Below are 25,487 nucleotides of genomic sequence, written 5' to 3'. Positions count from 1 at the left end.
AATGACCATTTCCCCTACTATAGCACATCCTGTGCCACAGCTATTCACCAAAAATAAGAAACCCAGGGCTCTTGCATGCTCCTTTTTGGCGCCTGCGGCGCCAGGTTGGGGGGGTAGAGTGTGTTTGGTGCGCGGCTGGGCCGCGCACCAAACACACTCTACACATGAAATACTATCTAGTGATCTCCTTACGACCTCCGAGGAGCCATGAAAAAGCCCTGTAAGAAACTTTATGCTGTCCCAAAGGACAGGCAAGCGCTGTTCACAGGGACAGTGTCATTGTGAAAGCAAATCTGTTATGCTGTTCAACATGAAGAAGAACAATTCTTCTTAACATAAAATACTATTGGCTTCTTGGGCCAGAAATTGAGGTTTACACATGAGCAAGTTTAGCGACGCAGAGTTAGCATACTTAAAAACACAAAGGTTGGGGCGGCTGGGAACAGTAAATAAGCAGGGCGAGCCACAAGTGGCGGCCGTCAGTTTCCGCTATAATCCAGAGTTGGATAGCATTGATATCGGTGGCTACAACATGGAGACAAGTCAGAAGTTCCGCAATATTGCCCGCAACGGTCTGGCGTCCTTGCTAGTGGATGATGTACTCCCCCCCTGGAAAACACGCAGCCTGGAGATTCGTGGCGAGGCCCAGGCCATCGATGAAGATCATGGCGAACGCAATGCTCCCGGCATGAGTTCGGCGATTATCCGCATCATCCCTAAGCGCATCATTTTCTGGGATGACAGCGTTGAGCCCAGTGTCAGTTCCAGGCGCAATGTATAATAAAACACTTCAGCCAGATAGATTGGCGTAAAAAAACATATTGAAAATAACTCACAAATCAGATATTATCTATAGAGAGCTATTTGAGGAACCTCTAAGGCGGTTCCTTTTTTTATGTATATAACCCACTCTTCAACAAAGGGAAAACACGCATGGACGCCATCCAGCAAAAATCCATCCTACCACCCGGCCCTAAACCATTGCCTGTCTTAGGGAACAATCATAGTTTTGTCAGAGATCCACTGAATTTTCTACAAACACTGCATCAAACGTATGGACCCATGGCAACAATTCGTATGGCCGATACGCCTTCCGTGGTTCTGTTTGAACCTGAACATATTCATTATGTGCTGACCGAGAATCCTCGTAATTTTACGAGTGCGGAGTTTGCGCAGGGCTTGCAGGAGTTCACGGGACACGGCCTTTTCAATCTGGATGGGGATACGCACCGCCAGCAACGCCGTCTGGTGCAACCGGCGTTCCATCGCAAACGCGTCGAGAACTATGCCGATACGATGCGCCAGTATACCATAGAAATGTTGAATACCTGGAAGGCCGGCGATCGTATCGCTCTGGACCAGGAATTACAGCAGCTAACGATGCGCATTGTGGCTAAATGTCTGTTCGATATTGATCTTGGCTTGCGCAATAGTAAGCTTGGGCAGGCCTTTACAGATATCCTGGAGAATCAACCACGCTTACTGGAGACGATCACGAAACTGCGTATCGATCTGCCATTCACTGACTATGGTAAACGCCAGCGTGGTAAACGTATTATTGATAAAGTTATCTATGAATTGATTGCGCAACGCCGTACAGAAGGTATAGATAAAGGTGATTTCCTCTCGATGCTACTGGAAACCACTGAAGATGATAAAGCCTTAACTGATACACAAATACGCGATCATATCATGACGTTTGTGGCCGCCGGTCACGAGACCTCCAGTAATACGCTCGTCTGGGCCTTTTATCTGCTCGCCCAGAATGATCCGCAATACCAGAAACTCTATCTTGAGTTACAGGAACAATTACAAGGACAGCCTCCAACCCTGGCTGATCTCTCCAAAACGCCGTATACGGAGTGGGTGATCAATGAGACGCTGCGTCTCTATCCACCTGCTTATCTGATCGGACGTCGTGCACGCGAAGAGTTCAAGCTTGGGGAGTATACCTTGCCCGCCAAAACATTTGTGCTGATCAGCAAATGGGTCCTGCATCGCCGCCCTGATCTATGGGAGAACGCCGACACCTTTCAGCCTGAGCGCTGGCGTCCAGAGAACGCCAAAAATATCGTGCCCTGGTCCTATATCCCCTTCGGAGCCGGACCCCGCATGTGTATTGGTATGCCCTTCGCACAGATGGAAATGCGCCTGCTCCTGGCCACCATGATCCAGCGCTTCAAATTCCGGATTGTGCCAGGCTTCAAGATGGAGACCGATCCCCTGATCACCCTGCGACCAAAAAATGGCCTCCAGGTTATCCTGGAACCTGTTTCACAAGCCTAAAACGTAATACGACAATACATGATGATAGATGTATAAAGCGAGAAGAAAGACGAATCATGTAGGACGGTCCCCTTGTGGGTCGCCGTCCCCTCGCTCCACGTGAAGGTTCCTGAGCATGATCATGTTGAGTCTGAAAGGTCGCTACGTGAGATGGATTGGGCCTTGCGTACAATACCTTTCGGTTAAGCACTTTTGTGTCCACGAAAACGGCGTAAAAAGCAGCGAACCATACATCGATCGAACGACTTTAGAATCCCGCCTTGCGTACGTCGAGTGGGGGAATGAGCCAGAGTTCCGTACGTCAAGTGGGCGCCACACGCAAGGCCGGCATACGGCATGATCAACGGCGATACGTGCAGAAAAGACCTTGCATGCCTGTGGCGCCTACACGAATCATGGTTTTTCACCCTTGATCGTTGAGCAACGTTGAAACACACGGCCCTTGAGTATGAACTGAGGACGCGAACGAGCGCACATAGCTGAATGCCGTGCGCAGCGCAATCTGTAGTGGCTGTGTCGTCTTGCGAGTCTTGGATAAGAGGAGTCCTCCCTGCAAACTGGTCATCACCGCGACCGCGAGTTCGGCCGGGTTCGCATCCTTTCGGAGTTCACCCCGCTCTTGCATAGCAGTCAAGCCCTCGATCAGGTAGCCTTCCCATTGATCGAAAGAAGAGACCAGGGCCACACGACTTGCCTCGTCCTGATCAGCCAGCTCACTCGCCAGTGAGCCGACTGGACACCCCCCGATACATTGCCGTTTTTCTGTTTCGGTAACCAGAAATGCCCCCCAGCGTTCGAGATTCTCCCAACTGTCGAGATGATCGAGGAAGGGCTGTTCTTCGGCCAGAACCATGCTCGTCTGCCGTTCAATGATCGCCAGCACGAGGTCCTCTTTATTAGCAAAGTAATGGTACAACTGGCTTTTACTGACAGCCGTCGCCGCGCGAATGTCGTCCAGGCTGGTGCCCCGAACGCCCTTCTCATAGACCAGCCGCGCGGCCTGCGTGAGAATACGCTCCCGACTCCTATACCCTCGTGGGGTAAGAAACTCCCTCTGCATTGTTGATTCCCCTTCCTCTCATGTGCTCCCATTTCGTCGTCACAAGGTACGAAAAGAGAGTATTCTTGCCTCTGAGTATACCATATCCTGGACTTCCTAGTCCACTTCTGTTATAATGGACTATGTGGTTCAATATATTGAACCACATAGTCCATTATAACGTATTTCCAGGGATAGAAAGAGGCAATCTTTATGCGTTTACAGGGAAAAACGGCGCTCGTGACCGGATCTACCTCGGGCATCGGTCAGGCCATTGCGGAAGCCTTCGCACGCGAGGGTGCGAACATCGTCGTTTCTGGACGTGACGAGCAACGTGGGAAAGCTGTTGTTGAGAAGATTCGCGCGACCGGTGGGTCAGCGACGTTCGTGTTCGCTGACCTGTCTTCAAAAGCGGAGGTGGATCGTTTAGCGGACGAGGCCGTCAGGGTGTTCGGCCAGATCGACATCCTCGTCAATAATGCTGGCGCCGTTACATTTGGCCCCACCGCGCAGGTGGACGAGCCAACCTTCGATACTCTGTTCAACACCAATGTGAAAGCTCCTTATTATCTCAGCGCCGCTCTCGCTCCTCACATGGCCGAGCGAGGGGCCGGAAAAATCATCAACATCACGTCTATGGCCGCTCATATAGGCATGTCTGGACTGGCCCTCTTTGGAGCCACAAAGGCGGCTTTGACCCAGCTCACCAAATCCTGGGTGGCGGAGTTTGCGCATAGTGGCGTTAATGTGAATGCTATTGCCCCAGGACCAACTCTCACTCCTGCCAACGAAACGGCGGGAGCGGCTTTCATAGATCAAATAACCAGTACCCTGCCTGCCGGAAGAGCGGCCTCGCCCTCGGAGATTGCTGACGCCGCTGTCTACCTCGCCAGCCCTGAATCTAATTTTGTGCATGGCATCACTCTTCACGTTGATGGGGGACGTACAGCCGTCTAATCGAGGAACAGGAAAAAAAGAACCCTTCATCCTCAACAAAACATTTTCACAACCGGAGTAGAATACAAAAGAGTTTAAAGTCAGCAAGGAAAATAGACATGGAACATTCGATCGCACTCGTCACCGGTACCACCTCCGGGCTCGGTTATGCGGCAGCCCGCATGCTCGCCATCGAGGGCTACCGCCAGGTCATCGTTACCGGGCGCAGCCTGGCCCGGGTTCAAGAAACGGCCGCTCAACTCGCGGCTGAGACCAAGACACAGGTTTTCACGCCGCTGGAGCTGGAGCTGGACGCGCCGACCAGCATTCAATCCGCCCTCGCCGAGCTAGTCAGGCTCGGTCGGCCGATCGATTTCCTACTACTCAATGCAGGAATGGTCCCAGGTAAGAAGCGCGTGCTCACTGCGGCGGGCATCGAGGCGACTCAGGCCCCGCTAATCGGCCATCATCAACTGACCGTCGGATTGCTCCGCGCCAACCTTCTGAGCCCCAACGCGCGGATTGTTATCGCCGGGGCGGAACCTGCCCGAGGAGACGTACCCCTGTTCAGTTACACCGACGTGCCAGCCTTCGCGGCCAAATACCACCAGGGTGACCGAAGCGCTGCGGTGGAAGCCCTGGTGCGCAGCGGGCCGAACGTGAAATACGAGCCCAACCGGGCATATGCCGACGCGAAGCTCATCGTCGCTTGGTGGGCCGCAGCGCTGGCCCGCCGGTTACCCTCAGGCATGGCCGTGTACGCCGTCTCGCCTGGTGGGGCGACCGACACCAAGGTGGTGCGAAACGCTGGCCCGGCGTTGAAATATCTGTTTATCCCAATCGTGAACCTCATTCCCGGCATGAATCAGACGCCGGAGACTGCGGCTCGTCGCTACCTCCAGGCATCGGAGTTCGGAACCGACGTCTCGGGGCAATTCTTCGCCTCGGCGCCCAAGAAGGTCACCGGCCCCATCGAGGCGATGCGCCACCCGCACTTACACGATCGCGCCAGCCAGGAAGCCGCATGGCAGGCCGTCGTCAAGGTCTCCGGTGTCGACTTGTCTCTTACCCAGCATCCTTGAGCGCGGTGTCCTGAAGGAGCGCCGGTCATATCGAAGAAGTGCAACTCCAGCCCCCCTATGCGCTTGTGGAGCCAGGATATCCCTCGATATCCTGGCTCTTCACATGCCTTTCTAGAAGAAAGGATGCCAATTGACAACGTATTGATGGGCGAAGCGAGATGGGGAGCGATTTCTTACGTATTCAATGGTTGAGATATTCACTCTTCACGCTTATGACCAGCATCAAAGGGGTGTAGATCTCATCGTGATTTACACGTTTCGCAATATCCAATGACAATCCGTACAAATGCTTACATTGGAGGGCAAAATCACTTGGGAGGGCATTTACCAGATGAGACAGACAATTGTCAAGGGCTGGTTGCTTTTTATTTCCTTGATATCCATTTAATTGTGTACTATAAAATCGTATGCTAGTTGCTCAGGTGTAAGGAGGGAGAGATTTACTATGACAATTTCATCGCGCCAAGAAGATGGGTCGGATACTAGTAAGGCTACGAATAGGTGGGAGCAGGGCCAGGGAAAAATCGATGACATGCTCTGTTTCGCACTCTATGCGGCCTCGCGTGCGGCTATGGATGTGTATCGGCCATTGCTGGATAAGTTCGGTCTGACCTATCCGCAGTACCTGGTAATGGTTGTTTTGTGGGATCGTGAAACATGTTCTGTAAAGGATATTGGGCGCACGTTGCATCTTGATTCCGGCACGCTCTCTCCCCTTCTGAAGCGCCTTGAGAGTACAGGTTTCATTAAAAGGCAACGCCGCACCCAGGATGAGCGTGTTGTAGACATCTCGCTCACGGACGAGGGGCGTGCATTGCGTGAACGTGCGGTGGACGTGCCCATGCAGGTCAGTTGTCGCTACGGTATTGAGTTTGATGAGTACGTGACTTTGTTGGAGCAACTTAAGAAGTTAACGGCGCGGTTAGCATAAAACCATACTTGCTAGAATCCTTCGTTGGGGCGAAATGCGCCAGGCTGTCAGGAAGTGCAGGGCGAACAATCCTGGGAATGATTCCCTCTTTCGAGTCATGCGTTTCTGCCTTTCATCGGTGTTTTCAGCGTTCTACTGGAAGAGAAATTCAGCATGTTCGCTGGTTCGACTCGTCCTAGAATTCTGTTTCTCGTGCGAGGTTTCTAAGGCGAGTTTCTTCAGATCAAACAGCCTCTCAGACTGATGGAAGTCTTCGCTTGAGCAGAGCAATCGTCCTACTTTGCACTTGATGACAGCCTGGCGCATTTCAGGCCAACAAAACACGACTCTCAAGAGCGGCCCTCTCAGTCTTTCAAACACCTGATCAATCAGCCTTCTTTGATCCAATTTCCTTCGCGTTGTTTTTCGTTCCATTCATACTCAAGGGCCCACACCAATCATGGTTCGCGAACCTATGCATCAAGGGGAACGTCTGGATGGATAAACACGCCACCCAAACGTTCCCCCTCACCCCGGTACCATCCAAGGTGATTGGTGTAGGCGCCACAGCACTGCGAGTCGTTCTGATTCCCTGGCCCACGTAAACCCAGCAGTGCGGCCTTGCGTGTGGCGCCACTCGACGTACGCTTGGCAGACGTGGCATGTCGAAGCCATTATTTCACAAATCGCTTAAAGGGACGTGCGCAAGGCTCGCTTCTAAAGTAGTTATGTTGAACGCATCATCCCCAGGGATTACATCTAGCGGTTTCGCTTTTCCAGCTCGTCAAGCTCTTGGAGCCAGAGGGCGCTGCTGGCATCGCTGGGCATGCGCCAGTCTCCTCGTGGTGAAAGGGCAACCGAACCTACTTTTGGACCATCAGGCATGGCCGAACGCTTGAACTGGGCACCAAAGAAGCGCTGATAGAATACGCGTAACCAGCGCAACAGTTCGCTCGGCGTATGATGTCCCTGGAAGACCTGACAGGCCAGTGCATAGATTTTACGCGGCGCAAACGAGTGGCGTACCGCATAGAAGAGGAAGAAGTCATGCAGCACATAGGGTCCGATCGTGACTTCGGTCTCTTGCAGGATGGCTTCATTCTCCCCTAATGGTAGCAACTCGGGACTGATAGGGGTGGCGCAGATATCCTGCAATACAGCGGAGGTTGGACCACTATAGACGCTTTCGGCTGACCACTCGATCAGGTAGCGAACCAGCGTCTTGGGCACGCCTGCGTTGACGTGATACATGGACATGTGGTCGGCATTGTAGGTACACCAGCCCAGTGCCAGTTCGGAAAGATCTCCGGTTCCGACCATAAAGCCACCAATCTGATTTGCTACGTCCATCAGGATCTGGGTACGTTCTCTGGCTTGCGCATTTTCATAGGTAATATCGTGTGTGTTACTGTCATGACCGATATCCTTAAAATGTTGCAGGACAGCTTCGCTAATCGGAATCTCCTTCAACGTAATTCCCAGTGCCTGCGCCAGCAGTTCAGCGTTTGTGCGCGTACGCTTGCTGGTGCCAAAGCCTGGCATAGTAATCGCCACAATCCCATCCAGCGGCAAAGACAACATCTCAAAAGCTTGCTGCGTCACCAGTAAGCCCAGCGTCGAATCCAGTCCACCGGAGAGTCCCAACGTGATATGGGTTACACCAGTATGCTTGAGCCGCTTGGCCAGTCCCACGGACTGCAGATGAAATATTTCCTGACAATGTTGCGCACGCCGTGCCGGATCGGCCGGTACAAAGGGAGTAGGAGTCAGATCAGGACGTATCAAGGCGTTCTGCTCGGCGCTACGTGTCGGGATCGGCATCTCAAATTGGATGGTCCGATAGCTCCGCCCTGGTAATGCAGCCGAGAAGCTGCTGTTACGCAGGCGCTCATGCGTCATACGCTGCACGTCAATATCGGCCACCGCCATCTGGGTCGAAAAGTGGAAGCGCTCAGTTTCGGCCAGCATCTTACCATTTTCACTGATAAAGGCATGGCCAGAAAAGATGACGTCTGTCGTCGATTCACCAGGACCTGCGCCCGCATAGAGGTATGCAGCCAGACAGCGGGCCGATTGTTGCTGCACCAATGACAGCCGATAGGGAGCTTTACCCAATACTTCATCGCTAGCCGAAGGATTGATCAGAACCGTAGCGCCCGCCAGTGCCTGATCCCCACTGGGAGGCTGGACCGCCCACAGGTCTTCGCAGATCTCTATCCCCAGTACACAACCAGGAAAGTTACTGGCGGCAAATAATAGATCAGTACCAAAGGGAATGGTGTTCCCGCCCAGCTGTATCGCGGTAACAGGACTACTTTTGGCGGGGGTAAACCAGCGCTCCTCGTAATATTCGTTGGTGTTGGGAAGATATGTTTTGGGTACGATGCCCAGTACCGCTCCATCATTGACGTATGCGGCACAGTTATACAGCTTGCCGCCAATTTCGAGAGGCAGGCCAACCACCGCAGCTACCTTCGTCTCGCCTGACACACGCGCAATGGTCAGCAAAGCCTCGCGCGCCTGCTGCTGTAGCGCCGCTTGATAAAATAAATCAGCACAGGTGTATCCAGTAATAGAAAGCTCAGGAAAAACCGCCAGCTGACAGCCACGGGCCGCGGCATCCTTTAAAGCAGCGCCAATCGCCTGCGTATTATATTGAACATTTGCCACCTGCAACTCTGGCGCGACAACCGCAGCCCGCAGAAAACCCAGCGCATCCAGAGAGATTATATCTTGACTCACTCGCATTCCTCTTCTCTATTGATCTGGCCAGTCATCCCATCTGCTCCCCGTTTCATAGCCCGCCAGGCACTCGACGCTCCAGGGCTGAAAAACATGCACATCCTACCCATTCCGGCTGAAGTAGTTTTGAGTATACCATATAGCGAAAACCATCGACGTGCGAAAAGAAAAAATAAACCATATCTACACATAGACTTTGCTATCTCTTATAGGTCATTTGACCCATTCATATCTGGCTTACTTCTTTTATACTTGCTAAAAGCACAAACTGACCTGGATATCTAAACACCTATATACATAAAATGCATTGTTAACAGGAATGTAATTCAGGAATGGTAGATATGCGAAAAACACAGAAACTTGAGATGGCTAATAATGATACAAGTAATTCATCACAGCAACAATCTCCACAACATAAGTCCGTAATAAATCCGCACATACCTGATGCTAGCACTGAACTTGTGCATGGACACTATGAGATACTGCGCAAACTCGGCGACGGTGGCTTTGGTGCGGTCTACCTGGCACGTGATACACAGCGCACACGCAATTCGCCACTGGTAGCGCTAAAGCAGATTAATTTAAAAGATTTGTCTCCACAACAAATCATTGAGGCAACCGATACGTATAATCGCGAAGTAGACTTGCTCTCTAAATTCAATCATCCCCAGCTTCCCCAATTGCGGGCAGCCTTCTCAGATAGCGAACACTGGTATCTGACAATGACCTATTTTGGCGGCGAATCCTTTGAGAGTTATCTCAAACAGCGCTACGCCGATCCTGCTTCCCCAACCTATCAACCGTTCTTCCTCCAGGAAATCCTGGAGGTTGCCAATGAACTCTGTGATGTGTTGAACTACCTGCATGCGCAAACGCCACCGATTATTTATCGTGATCTCAAACCGGACAATCTCATTCGCACTGGCTCTGGCAGGCTATTTTTAATCGATTTTGGTATTGCGCGCAGTTTTAAACCAGCACAGCTCAAAGATACTATCCCCTTTGGCTCACCCGGCTATGCCGCTCCTGAGCAGTATGGCAAAACCCAGACCGATCAACGCTCGGACATCTATAGTCTGGGCGCTCTGCTCCATTACCTGCTCTCCGGCAATGATCCTGCTGACTCGCCCTTGCACTTTGCTCCCCTGCATTCCACAGACCCCAAACAGGCACGCCTGGAGCAGTTGGTGATGCGTATGGTCTCATTACCAGCTGATCAGCGACCAGCCACAGTTAACAACATTATTGAAGAGCTACATGCTATTGAGCCACCTGCCAGTTTACCCACCCAGCCAAAAAGAATTGGCAGAAGGCAACTCATTGCAGGTGGACTCATGGCCGGCGGCTTGCTGACCGTGGCACTGGGATGGAAGGCCAGGACAGATCAGCCCTGGTGGAATAATATTGTCTACTATTTTGATAGGATCAATCATAAAGCTATCAAACCAGTTACCAACCTTCCCTTACCTGAGGATACCTGGGCATGGACACCTATCTGGTCTCCCGATAGCCGCTTCATTGCCACCACAACTCAATATGGACAAGTCTCCATCTGGGATGTCATACGTCAGATGCAGACACGCATTCTACAGATACCATCTCAGGCCAGTCATTTTGCCAGTTGGTCGCCCAATGGTCGTTATCTGGCCATCGACGTCAACAATAGCACTCAGTCGCAACAACCAGCATCGATCATGCTCTATGACACCACAAGCTGGAAACAGTTGTCAGTCTTGATGATCCTCCCACAAAAGGCATTGGTAATGTCAGAGAACGCTCTTTCCTTTGCCTTTGCCTGGTCACCTGACAGTACCAGTCTGCTAACCAATGATCGAACAGGTAAGATACAACTATGGGATATCACAACAGATAAAAGTACGACTATAGCTGAAGGCCTATCGAACGGGTACAACAATACATTCTGGATTTCCGTAGATCCAACAGGCAAATTACTGGCCTTCGGCTACGGCAGAGCCGGAGGTGTTATCTTAAACCTGAAGAAGCATAATCAGCTAATGGAAATGCCAGGTGATATACAACCTCCTGACACATATTACGATAGACTAACAACAAATGGTGTTTACTGGAGTACCTCTATTGCTCCGTTAGCCTGGGCACCTGATGGTCAACGCGTGGCGATGATTGGCCTAAATGACGATATAGAAATACTTGATGTGCGGACGAATAGCAGTCTACTCTCACTAGAGACTTCCAATAACAAACTGGCCGAAATTGCCTGGTCACCTGATGGTAAATACATCGTTGCCCGCAGCTATTATGACATTACGCCATGGCAACTGGGACCCGGTGGCCCTCCTGAGATTAATCACTATGAGAATCTGCAATGCTGGGATGCTCAGACAGGAAAACTGTTAGGGAAAAGCCATGATTCCGAAGACAATACGTATTCCGCCTCATTTCCCAATTGGTCACCTGATAGTCAATATATCGCCACTATCGGATCAAATCCACCCAAACTGTATCTCTGGAAACCCGGCTGGTAAAGGACACGTCTCATCATCTTTATTTCGTTATTATCCGTATTACTACAGTGATAAGGAATTTTGCACTGCCTTATCTGCTTGAATCAGGCACATTGATGAGCTGGCTATTCCAGCATCTATACATAGAAAGAGGCTTCTTATGGCAGGTCTGAATAATCCAAAGGTTGAAAAAATACTGAAGGGAAAAAGTTTGGCCCATCTCGCGACTATTGGTGTAAATGGCGATCCTCAGACGTCTCCAATGTGGTTTTTATGGGATGGTGAACATATCAAGTTTACCCATACGACGACCCGCACCAAGTATGAGAACATTAAACGCGATCCACGCGTCTCCGTCTCGATCACGGATGCGGATGATCCTTATACCTATGCCGAGTTTCGCGGCGTTGTCGAACGCATCGAAGAGGATCCTAATGGTGCGTTCTATGATACGCTGGCCAAACATTATAACGCCCCCTTTGGCTATCAAGGCGATGAGCGCGTGATCCTGAATGTAAAAATTGAGCATGTCGTGGGTCAGAACCTCTAAACCGAGCCAGAGCTACCGTTTTACCTGGTCTTCTTCATTCATCCCCGCTAGAGCTTTTTGTCAATTAAGAAGATATGCGTTGGGGAGCAATTGCTTTTTGCTCCCCAACACAGTATAATCATCCATAAACGTTGTTGGGGAGCAAAAAAGAGGGCCAGGATTATTTATGCCAAAAAGCGCGCGCTATACCCTGCTCTGGTCACCAGAACAGGCAACCTATGTTTTTACAGGTCCTTCAGAAGATACAATGCCTGCATTCGGCAACAATCGTGATGAGTGGCTGCCATGGCTTGAAACCCAGCATAGTTTTGCCTTTGCTGGCCGCCATGGACGCATCAATCTGTTAAAAGAGCAGCGTCGCAATAGCGCTGAAGGTTACTGGTACGCTTATCGGCGTCATCAGGGCCGTATGCGCAAACGCTATCTGGGTTTGAGCTCCCAATTGAGTATAGAAAAGCTGGAAGAACTGGCAGCCCTCCTGACCCATGAGCCAGCAGTCACATCGGCATCTCCAGCTACTGCACCCACCTCACAATCCAAAACAGGTAACGTCAACACAGAGAATATAAGAAATCCCACGGTGTCTGCCCTGTCCTTTGAACCACTGTTGATCCCCAAGCTACAGTTGCCACAGCCACAGAAGTCGTTACTGTCTCGTGAGCGGTTGTGGAGGCTATTGGATCAGGGACTGGAGCATAAACTGACGCTGATTTCGGGACCGGCCGGCTACGGTAAGACAACGGCGGTCAGTCAGTGGATCGCCCAGGGTAGTTCACGCGCGGATTTTCCACGTGTGGCCAGTGTGAATCTGGATGAAGAGGATAATGATGTGGTGCGCTTCTGGCGCTATCTTATCGCGGCTTGCCAGCTACTGCTACCGCACTGCGGTGGTGAGGCATTGGAATTGTTGCGTGCGCATCGCTTGCTTCCATTCAAATCGCTGCATATGATGTTGACCTCCCTGCTCAACGAATTAAGCCAGCTTGAAGAGCCTGCGGTCCTTATTCTAGATGATTGCCATCTCGTCAATTCACCTCAGGTTATTGAATCACTCAGCTTCTTTATCGATCATTTACCTGTTTCACTGCATCTTTTTATGCTATTGCGCGGCGATCCACCATTATCAATATCACGCTTGCGCGCTCGCAATGAACTGCTGGATATCTACCCTCCTATGCTGGCCTTCTCGTTTGAGGAGACACGCGCCTTCTTTGAGCGCGAGCTTCCCTTTACGCTGGCGCAGAAGGATCTGCGACAGATCCATGAGCAACTTGAGGGTTGGGCGACCGGACTACGGCTACTGGCCCGTGCCTTGTTGGATGTCTCGAATACACAGACCATTCAACATATACTGGCAAACTTTACACAAAATCATTGGAGTATTCACGCATATCTCCTTGAGGAGGTTCTTCATACACTGCCAACGCGGCAGCAGGAGTTTCTCTTGCAGACCAGCGTGCTCCCCCTGCTGACTGCTCCGCTCTGCGATGTGATCAGGCAAGGGACAGATAGTGAGGAGCTGATCCAGTTGTTACGCGCGGGCGATATGTTTTTGGTACCGCTCTATGGCTCAGGCGAATGGGCACGTTATCATCCTCTTTTTGCCGAGGTGATGCGTCAGGAGGCGCAACGGAAACTAGGAGCTGAGCGTTTGCGCCAGCTATCGGCGCAAGCCAGCGTCTGGTATGAAGCACATAATTTGCAGGTAGAGGCGATTGAGGCGGCCCTGGAGGCGGCTCTGTTTGCGCGAGCGGTCATATTGATCGAGCAACTCATGGCGCAAAGGGAACAGCATACGGCATCGGAACCTCAAGAGATATACAGCCTGAGGCGCTGGCTACAACGCCTGCCTGAAGAGGAACTGGCTCACCATCCTGATCTGTGTGTACAGTATGCGATGTCCCTGCTTTTTTCGCTGATGGGGGAGGAACCCGAAACACCTCATGGCAGGGAGCGGATCCAGCAGCTGCTCTATCGTGCTGAACACTATTGGCGGGATGCAAATAATACGCAGAAGCTGGCTGAGATATTTGCGTTTCGGGCGCTACTGGCTCGTCAGGAAGGCAATATCATGCAGGCGGTCACCTGGGCCAGGCAGGCGCTGGCCTGGCTGCCTACCACTGAACGCACCTGGCGTAATCTGGCTCTGACAGTAGTGGGCGTTGGTGAAATGCTCTCCGGCGATCTCACGGCCGCACGCAAGATTCTACTGGAGGCTCTGGCACTGAGTGAGCAACTCGGGAATTTTCTGTATGCGCGTGCAACCAGAGGGATGCTCGGGGGCGCCAGTTTTGAGCTCGGCGAATTACATCATACCAGCGAACAGTTCCGCCAGATTCTTCATGAGGCTCGAGCGCAAGAGGATCGCGATGATATTGCGCGTATGCAGTTGGGATTAGCTCAGATTATGTATCAATGGAATCAGCTCGATGCGGCCCGTCAGGCTGCTCAGGAGGCTCTAGAACTGAGTGAACAGCTGCATGCTGAGGATACTCTGGCCCATGCGACGATGTGTCTGGCAACAATCGAGCAGGCACAGGGTCAGAGTGAGCAGGCGCAACAGCGGCTCACCGCCTGGTTAGTGCGCGCACAGACAACACAGACAGCACAGAGCTATCAACTTATGCGTGAGCTGAGAACCATACTGGCACGCTTCCAACTTGCCCGCGCCAATCAAACGGCCGTGCAGCGCTGGTTCGCCTCTGTAGAGCTCAAGCAAGAGACCTTGCCTCTCCTACAGCGCAGGCGCGAGCAACTGATGATGGCGCGCTATTTGTTGGCTCGGGAAGAGAGCTCTGCGGCGATAACACAACTCGAAGAGCTCTACGCCAGCGCCAAACAGACAGGCCATGTCCTGCTCACCCTGGAGGTTCTGGTGGTACTTGTCCTGGCCTATACGCGCCAGGGCACTCAGGCCAAGGCCCACGAACAATTGCAGCTTTTGCTCCACGCAACCCATAGTGAAGGCTATCAACGCCTCTTTGTGGATGAGGGAGAGGAGATGGCCAGATTGCTCCGTGACTGCTTGCCACGTATCCAGCCAAAGGCGCTCCAGATCTATGCCAAACAATTGCTCAACGCGTTTGATCCACAGCCCACACACTCTGCCACAGGGTTGTCCGGCGAACCTTTAAGCCAGCAGGAACAGAAAGTATTACGCTTGCTGAGCATGGGCAACACAAATGCCGAGATCGCCCGTGAACTGGTCGTCTCAGTCAACACTGTCCGCTCACAGGTCCAGAGTATCTACCGCAAATTGGACGTGAGTAACCGTATGCAAGCCAGTGCACGCGCCAAACAACTCAAACTACGCGATTAAAAATCATCCATCCTTCGTCCATACGCATGATGCTGGCTCATCCATCTGACTTCTATAGTAGAGATCGTAACCAGATGAAAATAACGTAGTCAGATTGGAGAATTATATTGTGAGTACAGCGAAAATCCCATCATCAACGCAGGAGGGCAAGAAGCCCACCCCAAAACGCCGGGCGATCATTTTCCTGGCCATCGTTTCCTTCTTAAATACTGTGGGTTTCACCATCGTTGGTCCGGTGACCCCTTTTATGACACGTCAGTACATCAGCAATGGCAATGATCTGGCCCTGACGGTTGCCTGGATGCTCTCTATCTATGGCATCTGTCAACTTATCGCAGCTCCGGGACTGGGTTTGCTGAGCGATCGCTATGGTCGGCGACCGGTCCTGTTTGCCTGTCTGATCGGTTCGGCTATCGGCTACCTGCTCTTTGGTCTGGGAGGCGCCCTATGGATCCTTTTCTTAAGTCGCATCATCGATGGCTTGACTGGTGGTAACTTTAGCGTGCTTTTTGCCTATGTCGCGGACATTACAGAACCTGAGGAGCGCGGTGCGTACTTTGGCATCTTCGGTGGTATCTCTGGCGTTGGTTTTATCCTTGGACCGGCTATCGGTGGCCTACTCGCCGGCATCAGCTATAGCACACCTTTCTTTGTCGCCGCAGCGGTTACCGCACTCAACCTGCTCTGGGGTTTCTTCTTTCTACCTGAGAGTCTGAAAAAGGAGCATCGTATCACAGCGATTCGGGTACGCGACCTCAATCCGCTATCCCAGTTAGGAACGGTCTTCAAAATCGCGAATCTACGCTGGCTTCTACTGGCGGCCTTCTTTTATGCCTTTCCCTTCGCCAGTCTTCAGGCCAACCTGACTATCTTGATGAAGGATAGTCTGGGCTGGAATCCGACTCAGGCTGGACTGGTCGCGACATTGGTTGGCGTTGTCGATATCCTGGCCCAGGGCGTCCTGCTTGGCAAATTGCTGCCCATCTTCGGAGATGTCAAGCTCAGCATCGGCTCCTTGATCCTGGTAGCTATCAGCTATATCTTGCTGGGAGCCGTGGCCATCATCGCCTCGCCACTCATACTCATTGCTGGAGTCATCCTCTTCGCGGGAGCCGGTGGACTGGTAGAAAACGGGCTACGCGGCCTCACTTCCCAGGCGGTTGGTCCCAGTCAACAAGGTCTGGTTGGTGGCGCCGGCCAATCCATGCAATCCCTGGCCATGATCGTCGGACCCATTGTCGGCGGCATCTTCTACGCCCAGTTCGGACACGCCAGTCCCTATTGGTCTGGCGCCTCGATCATCGGCTTAGCTATCCTCTGCATCGTGTTAGCCCTGCCAGCCTTACGAGCACATCGGGCCAAAACAGGTGCAGAACTTACACCCGATTTGTCTAAAGTTGAAACATAAACCGGATAGCTTCGTGGCTGGTCCACGCTTGTATCCCAATCGTTTTGATGCGCGCTATCAAATGGGAACGCAATCAAGCACACGTCTCAAACCTACGAGATGCCATTCCATTGCCAACAATGTATGTGAGGCGCTGGACCCTCGACGGCGAGGGCTCCAGCATACTCTGGTCCTGGTTCAAGCACCGACATACGCCAGCGCTCAACTTCATGTGGATCTTCCCGACTGGCCAGCAAGGCAACGGGCACGTCGGGAGCCACGGCCACATCAAACACGTTAAGCGGCAAGGATAATCCCATCCCTCTACCTTTTATGTAGGCTTCCTTGCTGGTCCAGCATTTAAAGAATGCACCGCGCTTCTGACTGGCAAGAAGAGCTAGAAAGACTGCCTGCTCGGCTGGTGAAAAGCTATGGCGGGCCAGCTCATCATAGGCGATATTGTCGCGCATATATTCTACATCCACCCCGAGTTGTCGTTGCCAGGAGAATGCATAGAGCGCCATTTCATGCGAATGCGAGAGATTAAATTGCAGCTCTGGCTGCCCCTCAGCCTGAACCAGGATGGGTTTGCCATAATCGTTCACCTGAAAGTTCAGCTCGGCAGGAGCTTGTCCGGTATACATGGACAGCAAGAGGCGCAGGATACCATGGGCGATTGTCCAGCGTCGGCGATCATGCTCAAAATAGAAGCGCTGCGCCCTGGCCTGTTCGGCTGGCTGTAGCACCTGCTGAAAACGCTGCATACTCGCTGGCGACGCCTGCAGGTCCGCCCGCCAGACATGGACCTCGTCCGGTCGCAATTCCAGTTTAGCTGGAGCTTGTTGCCACGGAGTTTCACGCATAAAATATACTTTCAATATCTACCAGAATCAACTATCTCAATGCCCAAACGACAATAAGAAGAATACTTATCTATACCATTGCGTTGCTGGTTGCTGCGCAGGCTTGCCAGGACCAGGTAGAATTTCACGTAGATATGCCTGGATACCTTTTTCCTGCTTCCAGTCCCTCTGATAACCTAGTGACACCTCTTCAAAGCGTACCCCATCGCGATAATCGGTTGCCCGCACATGAACATGGCCGGAGACGACTACAGAGACAGGATAACGCGTATGCCAGTCTTCGGTCTGTGTGGTTCCACACCAGATCGAGAAACGCGGAATCCGATAAACGCGAGCGAATTCCTGACGCAAAGGAAAGTGATTGATCAGTACAATTGAGTGAGTTGCGGGAATAGCGGCCAGACGCTTTTCAGTATAGGCCAGCCGTGCCTGACACCATGCCTGCCTGCTTGGATACGGGTCTGGATGCAAGACATACTCATCGCTACAGACCACCTTTGTCTCCGCAGCCCAGGCCACAGCCTGCTCCTCAGGAATATCAGCGGGCCGAAAACTATAATCATAGAGCACAAAAAGCGGTGCCAGCACAACCTGCTCGTTCCAGAGCGGATAAGGATCTTCGGGCGTAGCCACCCCATAAGATCGACAAATATCTACCAATGCACGATATTTTGGCTCACCCCTCAGCGCTGTCTCACTATTCGCCGGCACCGTCCATAGATCATGATTTCCCGGCACCCACAGAACTTTCGCAAAACGCTGCGTCAAAATCGAGAGCGCATAATCAAGCTGCTCTTCAGTCTCCCCCACATCTCCACCCACAATCAACCAATCATCAGGATAGGCGGGTAACACATCTAACGCCGCCCGATTACTTGAAACGCCAACGTGCAAATCACTAATTGCATAGACTTTCATTACGCACTCTCTACTGATTCTTTTATAGCCTCAAAACGCTTAACAGCTACCCATAACTATACAACAATTTCGCTAAACGTATAAACGCGCGCCACGACCATGAGAGAAACTCTACCTGGCAAAAAAGCCAACACAGCAAACGCATAGACACTACATAATATAATCAGCGGCTGTTTGTTGCTCATTCCCTCCCTATAATGTATCGTGTATCATATATAGGTGGGGTTGCTCTTAGAGGAATAGAGCAGTATTCTATTCCTCTAATTGTCGTTACTGGCTCTATTCCTCGTGCATCTCACCGACACCGTGGCCTTGAATAATGGCGAGCAAGGTTTGTTCGTCATATTGCCAATCCATGCTACCGGGGCGACGAACGAATGAGGCAAAAAATTCGTGAACGCCGTGACGTGGCTTCAGGGCAAGCTTTACCAGACCCTGTATTGCCAGATCACAGGTCCGTCCCGCCTCTAATACCTGCTGAAGAGCATCAACTAGCAAGGCAATGTCATCAATGTGTCCTGTTCGCCTGGCTGATTGACTCTCTACCTCAAAGAGAGGCTTAATCAGTACGATGATCTGTCCCTCTGGGGCGAGCAATCTGCTAGCTATGGGCAAGGCTTTCGTGAGCGATAGATAGGACAGGTCTAATGTGATCAAGCCTGGTAAGGGCTGCAGTATATCTGCTGTGAGATCACTCAGATTTGTTCGTTCTAGATTGTGTACACGAGCATTGACATGCAAACGTCCAAGCAGCTGCCCATAACCCACATCGACCGCATAGACCAGCTTTGCGGCGCGTTGCAAAAGACAATCAGTAAACCCTCCGGTGGAAGCACCACAATCCAGAGCTATCTGGCCACTTGCTTCAATCGCAAAGGCATCCAGGGCGGCTGCCAGCTTATAGCCAGCACGACTTGCATAGCGGGACCGTCCACGCACGCGTACATGCGCATCCCGAGGAACGAGCATCCCAACTTTATCCAGACGTTGATCATTTATCAAAACATTACCGGCCATGATCCAACCACGCGCTTCATCAAGATGGGCAAAGTAACCACGCTCCACAAGCAGCATGCCGAGGGGAAGACGCTTTTTAGAAAAGGCATAATTTTGCTGCTTCTTGTTATGACCATTTGCTTGATGATCTGAGAGTGAAGACATTCTTTTTCCCTTTTTCTTTTCTTATGCATGAGAATGCAACTTTTGCAATGACACATAAAAAAGGAAAAGGGGAGGAGCACGGCTCTGCGGTAATTTAGGGTAATAAGAACCAATCCACACCCGGGTGGCATGGATTAACCTGGTTGTTTGAGTTGTGAAGAAATATATGTATTAATTTCGGGCAGATTCTGCGGCGAGGGTACTTCCAATATAGCTGCGCATTATGACCCTCTTTTCAGCGCTAGCCTCTATTGATCGTCAATAGTGAGCAATACCATTCAACTGATCTGGCACATAATAAAACAACAATTGTCCATGACTATAGGAATTCACACGATAATAAATCATTACCACACTCCTATCTAGCGTGAAAAGCTTCTACTGAATTTTGGACTTCTTTGGAGAATACTAGATTATTTATCTCATGTCAAGCAATAGATACACCAAACCTACAGCTTTTATTTATTTCTTTGTTACCATACACACACACATAACAAACAGCAAAAATCAATATACACGCGGTAGCGGCAGCCTTAATGGCTGCGAACCTCCCCCATCGAGCGCAGCCAGTAAGCACCACGAGTTCACCTTCCTCCACGTCTTGCTCTGTGACCATCTCCGCCCACCTTCCCCTGGGATCATGTTTATGCACCTGGACGTAGGGGCAGGTGGACGGAAGGTGATCATAAAGGGAGGCTGGTGGGTTGGTGAGCTCATGGTGCGGGCGGCTGCGCTCGATGGGGGAGGTTCGCAGCCATTAAGGCTGCCGCTACTATTTTATTATCTTCTTTTTTGTATTTATCCCCTTTATATATCTTTTGCTTGTACGTGGATTTGTGCTAAAGGGGAGCATGCTGGGCATTTAGCCAGGATGTAACCTATTACAAGCATTCTTCATGAGGATTATTCTTGTAAGGCTTGTTGGGATGGTAGAACTCCTATGGTGTCGATGGTAAAGTTGTTTTGGGGATAGCTGTCCGTATCCACATTGAGATAGATGGCGCTGGTAATCGATGGCTGGCCGCCGGTTGTCAGGGTGCCGGTGATGAGAATAGGTGGCAGACTTTGTCCGATGGGGATCTGGGTGACTCCTGTATAGGTGGCAAAAAAGAGTATGGGACTGGTATTTGCAGTCGTTGTGACTTGCCAGTTTGTACCACTGATACTTAGATTACTGAAGCCTACGGGAATGACACCGGTGAGATGCAACAACTGGCTACCCGTGTTGAAAGGCTGGGGACCAACATTGCTCACAGTGAGGGTGGAGGTGACGGCCTGGCCCACATAAAAGGTGTTTCCATTGTGCGTCAATTGGAACTGTAGGTTCGGTAAACCAAGTGGTAATGCTTGCAGTGTCAATGGAATCAAGGTAGCTGGAATAGTGGTTTGCACAGATAGTGGCGTAATCAGGGTGGGTTGCGCAACCGTCACAAAGGTATCTGTGGCCAGATTATTGGCGGACTGCCGATCACCAGGTGTCTGGACAACAGCGGTATCGGTGATCGCTATTCCAACCGCGCTAGCTACAATACCGGATAGCCTGATCGGCGGAAGTATGGTTCCAGGTAGAACTGGATAGGTGCCAATATAGGTGGCGGAAATCAGGATCGGGCTGAGTGCTCCAGTCATTATGATCGACCAGTTGCTACCGCTGACTGTGACGTTTTTGAGGCCAACCGGTAGTACAGCGACCATGTGTACAAGATTGGAGCCTGAAACCGCACCAGCAGAAGGTAAGCTTGAAATGCTGATCTGCTCACTCAAGGTTTGTCCAATTCCTAGATTTGAACCACCAGCATGAATTTGCTGGATGGTCAGATCGGGCAATGGCAACGGGGTTGGACTTGGCGTCAGGGTTGGAACTGGGGTTGGGCTCAGCGTCGGCACTGGCGTGGGACTCGGCGTCGGGGTAGGAATTGTGCCAGTGGCCAGATCGCGAGCCATATTCCAGCTGTTTGGCGTGCCCAGTCCAGTGGCCAGATCATAATTAGCGGTTGCCTGGTAATATAAGTTGTTGCCCGTGGTTATATCGTGGAACGGTGGATACACCTGTGCATTATTATAGAGGTTATACAATGGCACATGCGCATTACCCAACACTGGCTTACTCTGGGCGATCAAATAGTGATTGATATCGCTCGCGATGGCCGCCCAAAGCGGTGCGGCTGCACTGGTACCACCTATCGATAACCAGCCTGAACAGTAGGAAACCGCCGCTGCGGTACAGTAGACCGAATAGCCTGTGGAGGGATCTGCATCAGCCGAGATATCAGGCACCATCCTGTGAGTATTAGTCAGGTTGATACCCGTCTGGTAGCCTGGTCGCGTAAAATATGAACTGATGCCACCACCACCACCGGTACCATTACTTACATTGCTCCATGCTGACTCGCTTGCATAGGTACCACCTGTACCTATAAGTAAATGAGTACCTCCAACACCAACAACATATGGATCGCTGGCAGGAGAATCGATGGCCAGGGTCGTTGTATCTCCACGGCAATCATAGGCGCCGGTATCGCCACTGGCCGCGAAAAAAGCCTGTCCTTGTGCGGCCCCCTGGGCAAAGATATTATCGAGGGCCGCTAATTCTGCGTTGCCGGACGATGGCTCACATAATCCCCAACTAATCGAGGTGACTTTGGCCAGATTGTCGGTCACGATTCTATTATAGGTATCATTGACACCTGATCCATTATTGGGCCCAATGTAAATCTTTTGTGCCGCATTGGGTGCGAGCGCTGACACAGCCTCCATATCTAATACAACCTCAATAGAAGAATCACCAGGTGTATTTGTGGCACCATCGACCAGCACATTCGAGTATTTCGCTGGTCCGAGATTATAAGTACTGAGGTATGTATCGACATCTGAAGGCTTGTAGCCATCCAGTTCAAAGATCGCCACGGTCTGACCAGTTCCAGAATATCCGGCATTGATTAAGCTATCTGCGCCATAGGCTGTCCTGAGTTCGTTTGGTGTATACCCACCGCCTGGACCTATCAGTGGCCTGATTTTTTTACGCCCATTTTTATAATTTATATAAATAGAGGATTGAGGATTCCATGGAATATTATTCAATCCCGCAATGCTCTGTATAGCATTACCAAGTGCATCAGGGACGGAAGGATTATTGGCAGGAGCATAAATAATATGGCCACTGCAATAATAATTATTGATCGTCACCTTAAAGGCTTTTTCTACCTGTGCGACGGTACCAGTGGCATCAATAATTACATTATTGGGAGCAATTGCGTCAATGGCAAGGCCTTGGCTGCGTAGAAAATTTACCACCTGATTCACTGTAGTCTGCGTGGGACCAAACTGGCTGGTGAATTGTTGAGGGGTCAAAAAATGTTGATAGTAGGCCGAGTTAGAATCATTTTGGGCGGCGATCAATGCCGTTAGATCAGCCTGATTGCGTAGCGTAAGGCTAACGGCAAGATGCAAAATATTATTTTTGGCAGTTGCATGCTGTACTGCCACACCCTTCAATGTTGGTATTACATGACCTGGTAGCACATGAAATGTGGGCTGCGAAATATGGCTGGCGGCAAAAATAGGCGTGACCGTCTTTACGGCACCATTGGTCATCAACGCAAGCATGACTGCAACACTTATCAGTATAAAGTGATGAATTCGTCGCGGATCAGGTTTTATCTTAAACATCGGTATCTTATTCCTAAAAAGTAATAATGCAATTTCTATAGAGAAATTACCTCTACTTAATACTACCGTTGTGTAGAAATTGCCCTCGTCAATAAGTATATATTGATAAGCACAACCTCAAACGCTCCGGACATAAAAAAAGATGGGGATCAATGCCCTTGAATAGTACTAGCATATAGTTCGGCTTGCTGTATCATGTTGTTTCAAACTATACTATGACAATCAATAAATTTCATCCTATATACAATCCATTAGTTCTATAGGTAGAGGACTAAAAACAGCGATGACTGAACAAAAGACACCCATTACACGGAACAATAATCGAAATAAAAAAGAATTTTATTCTATTTTTGGTTCTATCAATGAGGGTGCCTTCGTCTATGATGAGCAGGGACGTATCCTGCTAGCCAATTCTGTTGCCAATCGACTATTAGGCTTGAAGTCCAGGGAATCGAGTCGTGGCCATCTTTATTCTGAATATCTCCATCTATATGAAGAGGTAGGTGGACAACAGTTTCCGCTCTCAACGCAAGCGGATCCTTTAACACAGGCGCTACAGGGTACTTCGACACGACCTGTCGCGGCCCATCAGGTGCTATTACAGCAGGCGAGCGGAAACATGCTGCATGTGGATGTGTATTGTGCCCCTATACCTGCTGATCGCACATCGACACGCAAGGCAATCTGTATCATTCATGAGGCCTCTGTCTCAGCAAATGCGGATACGCAAAAGACGCAACAAATCATCCAGGCGTTGTTGGCTTTAATGGGTCTGCTTCCAGGTGGTAGTGACAACGAGGAGTATCCTCAAATGGCGACGGAATTACTTACTTCACCCGACATGCAGATGATCACAAAATCGATTATTGATTTATTACGCTCACAGCTCGCTTCTGAACATGCATGGCTACTCACAATTGATGCGACCAAGGATCAAGTTAAATTTATAGTCATGAGCGGTTTTACACCTGAACAAGAAGCACTGCGCCATAAGGCGGCGGAAAACTCTCCTATCTCTGCATTTATCAATCCAAAATATCTGGCTCGTCTCTTGATGCAAGAGATCCTGATTGTGTCACGCAAAGATATTCCGATTCAAGAGAGTTTGCGGGCCGATATTGGTGCGGAAACCCTACTCTGTCTACCACTGTTCGCGTTTAACCAGGTAATTGGCTGCTTGGTCCTGGCAAAGAGTGGCGATGGCATCCAATACTCAGCAGGAGAGATTGAATTAGTCAAGGCGATGTCAATGCTGATCACATTGATTCTGAAGCAATTTTATCTACGGACACAGCTTTTGCAGGTACAGGCTCGCGAACAGGCCTTGAGCGAAACCTATCAACGCATGAATGAATTTTTGGATCTGGCCAGCCATGAGCTATGTACGCCCTCAACGATCCTGATGGGAAATCTGCAACTGGCCCAGCGGCGCCTCCAGCGCGGTAAGATGCCAGCCACGCAAGAACAATGGGAACACTATCAGGCCAATATGCATCAGGCCCTGGAAAATGCCCTGCATGGGGCACGTATCCAACAACGTATGATCCACGATATGCTGGATGATTCACGAATACAAACCAATACCCTGAACTTACATCTGCGCCTTTGCAACCTGCAGGAATTAGTGGCTGAGACGGTCGCAGCTCAACAAATAGTAACACCTGAACGCATTTTTATCATCGAATTACCCTCTGCTGAACATGCTCTTGATATTATGATTGATGCCCCACGTATTCGGCGTGTCATCAATACCTTTATCCGACAGGCCCACGCCTATTCTCCTCTGGACCGGCCAATCAGGATCTGCCTCTGTCTGGAAGAAGACCAGGTTCGTGTAGAGGTCCGCGATCAGGGCTGGGGTGTTCCTGCCGCTGAGCAAGAACTAATCTGGAAACGTTTCTATCGCTCAACCGGCGTCGCGGTCCAGAACGAACTGGACCTCAGCCTGGGCCTGGGCCTCTATCTCTGCCGCGCCTTCATCGAACTCCACCACGGCACAGTCGGCGTTGATAGCCATCCACCACAAGACACAATCTTCTGGTTTACGCTGCCACTCGACGCGCAAGAATGAGTCTTTAGCTGACAGCTACCTTATGAATTCTTAAATAGACATTTTTGTCAATCACCTTTAAAAAACGTCAA

Annotated in this window: 16 protein-coding genes; 10 read left to right on the top strand and 6 right to left on the bottom strand. The window is 50.7% G+C overall.

Annotated features, from left to right (window positions below; genetic code table 11):
- Positions 1-379 precede the first annotated feature (379 nt).
- Positions 380-781, top strand: coding sequence for a PPOX class F420-dependent oxidoreductase (locus tag EL633_RS33765; protein WP_126631601.1), 402 nt, complete (start codon positions 380-382; stop codon positions 779-781).
- A 152-nt stretch (positions 782-933) separates the two neighbouring features.
- Positions 934-2,286: a cytochrome P450 gene (locus tag EL633_RS33760; RefSeq protein ID WP_126631600.1), complete on the top strand. Its 1,353-nt coding sequence runs from the start codon at positions 934-936 to the stop codon at positions 2,284-2,286.
- Positions 2,287-2,689: 403 nt separating this feature from the next.
- Here the strand turns inward: EL633_RS33760 and EL633_RS33755 are convergent, their stop codons facing one another.
- Positions 2,690-3,346: a TetR/AcrR family transcriptional regulator gene (locus EL633_RS33755; RefSeq protein ID WP_126631599.1), complete on the bottom strand. Its 657-nt coding sequence runs from the start codon at positions 3,344-3,346 to the stop codon at positions 2,690-2,692.
- Positions 3,347-3,538: 192 nt separating this feature from the next.
- On the opposite strand from EL633_RS33755, the gene EL633_RS33750 reads away from it, so the two are divergent.
- From EL633_RS33750 to EL633_RS33740, 3 genes are all read left to right on the top strand, one after another.
- Positions 3,539-4,282 carry an SDR family NAD(P)-dependent oxidoreductase gene (locus EL633_RS33750; RefSeq protein WP_174845192.1) on the top strand — a complete coding sequence of 248 codons (744 nt, stop codon included), beginning with the start codon at positions 3,539-3,541 and terminating at the stop codon, positions 4,280-4,282.
- A 98-nt stretch (positions 4,283-4,380) separates the two neighbouring features.
- Positions 4,381-5,343, top strand: coding sequence for an SDR family NAD(P)-dependent oxidoreductase (locus EL633_RS33745; RefSeq protein ID WP_126631597.1), 963 nt, complete (start codon positions 4,381-4,383; stop codon positions 5,341-5,343).
- 445 nt (positions 5,344-5,788) lie between these two features.
- Entirely contained in the window at positions 5,789-6,274 is a 486-nt protein-coding gene (locus EL633_RS33740) for a MarR family winged helix-turn-helix transcriptional regulator (RefSeq protein ID WP_126631596.1), read from the top strand.
- A 738-nt stretch (positions 6,275-7,012) separates the two neighbouring features.
- Here EL633_RS33740 and EL633_RS33735 read toward each other — a convergent pair.
- On the bottom strand, positions 7,013-9,001 hold the full coding sequence (locus tag EL633_RS33735; RefSeq protein WP_174845191.1) for an NAD(+) synthase: 1,989 nt from the start codon (positions 8,999-9,001) through the stop codon (positions 7,013-7,015).
- A gap of 335 nt (positions 9,002-9,336) precedes the next feature.
- Here EL633_RS33735 and EL633_RS33730 point away from each other — a divergent pair, with 335 nt between their 5' ends.
- From EL633_RS33730 to EL633_RS33715, 4 genes are all read left to right on the top strand, one after another.
- Positions 9,337-11,499: a WD40 repeat domain-containing serine/threonine protein kinase gene (locus EL633_RS33730; RefSeq protein WP_161982671.1), complete on the top strand. Its 2,163-nt coding sequence runs from the start codon at positions 9,337-9,339 to the stop codon at positions 11,497-11,499.
- A 139-nt stretch (positions 11,500-11,638) separates the two neighbouring features.
- Positions 11,639-12,028 carry a PPOX class F420-dependent oxidoreductase gene (locus tag EL633_RS33725; protein WP_126631594.1) on the top strand — a complete coding sequence of 130 codons (390 nt, stop codon included), beginning with the start codon at positions 11,639-11,641 and terminating at the stop codon, positions 12,026-12,028.
- A gap of 166 nt (positions 12,029-12,194) precedes the next feature.
- A complete protein-coding gene (locus EL633_RS33720; RefSeq protein WP_126631593.1) occupies positions 12,195-15,347 on the top strand; it encodes a winged helix-turn-helix domain-containing protein in 3,153 nt (1,050 codons plus the stop codon).
- Between the two features lie 109 nt (positions 15,348-15,456).
- Positions 15,457-16,755, top strand: a complete 1,299-nt coding sequence (locus EL633_RS33715) for an MFS transporter (protein ID WP_161982670.1) — start codon at positions 15,457-15,459, stop codon at positions 16,753-16,755.
- A 92-nt stretch (positions 16,756-16,847) separates the two neighbouring features.
- Here EL633_RS33715 and EL633_RS33710 read toward each other — a convergent pair whose 3' ends face one another.
- The 4 genes from EL633_RS33710 to EL633_RS33695 all read right to left on the bottom strand — a co-directional run bounded on the left by EL633_RS33710 (position 16,848) and on the right by EL633_RS33695 (position 23,345).
- Entirely contained in the window at positions 16,848-17,597 is a 750-nt protein-coding gene (locus EL633_RS33710) for a 4'-phosphopantetheinyl transferase family protein (RefSeq protein ID WP_126631591.1), read from the bottom strand.
- A gap of 66 nt (positions 17,598-17,663) precedes the next feature.
- Positions 17,664-18,515, bottom strand: coding sequence for a metallophosphoesterase family protein (locus tag EL633_RS33705; RefSeq protein ID WP_126631590.1), 852 nt, complete (start codon positions 18,513-18,515; stop codon positions 17,664-17,666).
- A 279-nt stretch (positions 18,516-18,794) separates the two neighbouring features.
- Positions 18,795-19,676 (bottom strand): TlyA family RNA methyltransferase, encoded by an 882-nt coding sequence (locus EL633_RS33700; protein ID WP_126631589.1) that lies wholly within the window; start codon positions 19,674-19,676, stop codon positions 18,795-18,797.
- A gap of 903 nt (positions 19,677-20,579) precedes the next feature.
- Positions 20,580-23,345 (bottom strand): S53 family peptidase, encoded by a 2,766-nt coding sequence (locus EL633_RS33695; protein WP_126631588.1) that lies wholly within the window; start codon positions 23,343-23,345, stop codon positions 20,580-20,582.
- A 283-nt stretch (positions 23,346-23,628) separates the two neighbouring features.
- Here EL633_RS33695 and EL633_RS33690 point away from each other — a divergent pair, with 283 nt between their 5' ends.
- On the top strand, positions 23,629-25,416 hold the full coding sequence (locus EL633_RS33690) for a PAS domain-containing sensor histidine kinase (protein WP_126631587.1): 1,788 nt from the start codon (positions 23,629-23,631) through the stop codon (positions 25,414-25,416).
- Positions 25,417-25,487 lie beyond the last annotated feature (71 nt).

Origin of the sequence: Dictyobacter alpinus (assembly GCF_003967575.1) — a bacterium.
Lineage (GTDB): Bacteria > Chloroflexota > Ktedonobacteria > Ktedonobacterales > Ktedonobacteraceae > Dictyobacter > Dictyobacter alpinus.
This window is presented reverse-complemented; position numbering and strand designations above follow the sequence as displayed.

What these genes read in the sequence shown, in the direction of transcription:
- EL633_RS33755 (WP_126631599.1), bottom strand. Translation starts at nt 3,346, where the DNA reads ATGCAGAGGGAGTTTCTTACCCCACGAGGGTATAGGAGTCGGGAGCGT.
- EL633_RS33725 (WP_126631594.1), top strand. Translation starts at nt 11,639, where the DNA reads ATGGCAGGTCTGAATAATCCAAAGGTTGAAAAAATACTGAAGGGAAAA.
- EL633_RS33740 (WP_126631596.1), top strand. Translation starts at nt 5,789, where the DNA reads ATGACAATTTCATCGCGCCAAGAAGATGGGTCGGATACTAGTAAGGCT.
- EL633_RS33735 (WP_174845191.1), bottom strand. Translation starts at nt 9,001, where the DNA reads ATGCGAGTGAGTCAAGATATAATCTCTCTGGATGCGCTGGGTTTTCTG.
- EL633_RS33695 (WP_126631588.1), bottom strand. Translation starts at nt 23,345, where the DNA reads ATGTTTAAGATAAAACCTGATCCGCGACGAATTCATCACTTTATACTG.
- EL633_RS33720 (WP_126631593.1), top strand. Translation starts at nt 12,195, where the DNA reads ATGCCAAAAAGCGCGCGCTATACCCTGCTCTGGTCACCAGAACAGGCA.
- EL633_RS33700 (WP_126631589.1), bottom strand. Translation starts at nt 19,676, where the DNA reads ATGTCTTCACTCTCAGATCATCAAGCAAATGGTCATAACAAGAAGCAG.
- EL633_RS33765 (WP_126631601.1), top strand. Translation starts at nt 380, where the DNA reads ATGAGCAAGTTTAGCGACGCAGAGTTAGCATACTTAAAAACACAAAGG.
- EL633_RS33730 (WP_161982671.1), top strand. Translation starts at nt 9,337, where the DNA reads ATGCGAAAAACACAGAAACTTGAGATGGCTAATAATGATACAAGTAAT.
- EL633_RS33760 (WP_126631600.1), top strand. Translation starts at nt 934, where the DNA reads ATGGACGCCATCCAGCAAAAATCCATCCTACCACCCGGCCCTAAACCA.
- EL633_RS33750 (WP_174845192.1), top strand. Translation starts at nt 3,539, where the DNA reads ATGCGTTTACAGGGAAAAACGGCGCTCGTGACCGGATCTACCTCGGGC.
- EL633_RS33690 (WP_126631587.1), top strand. Translation starts at nt 23,629, where the DNA reads ATGACTGAACAAAAGACACCCATTACACGGAACAATAATCGAAATAAA.
- EL633_RS33745 (WP_126631597.1), top strand. Translation starts at nt 4,381, where the DNA reads ATGGAACATTCGATCGCACTCGTCACCGGTACCACCTCCGGGCTCGGT.
- EL633_RS33705 (WP_126631590.1), bottom strand. Translation starts at nt 18,515, where the DNA reads ATGAAAGTCTATGCAATTAGTGATTTGCACGTTGGCGTTTCAAGTAAT.
- EL633_RS33710 (WP_126631591.1), bottom strand. Translation starts at nt 17,597, where the DNA reads ATGCGTGAAACTCCGTGGCAACAAGCTCCAGCTAAACTGGAATTGCGA.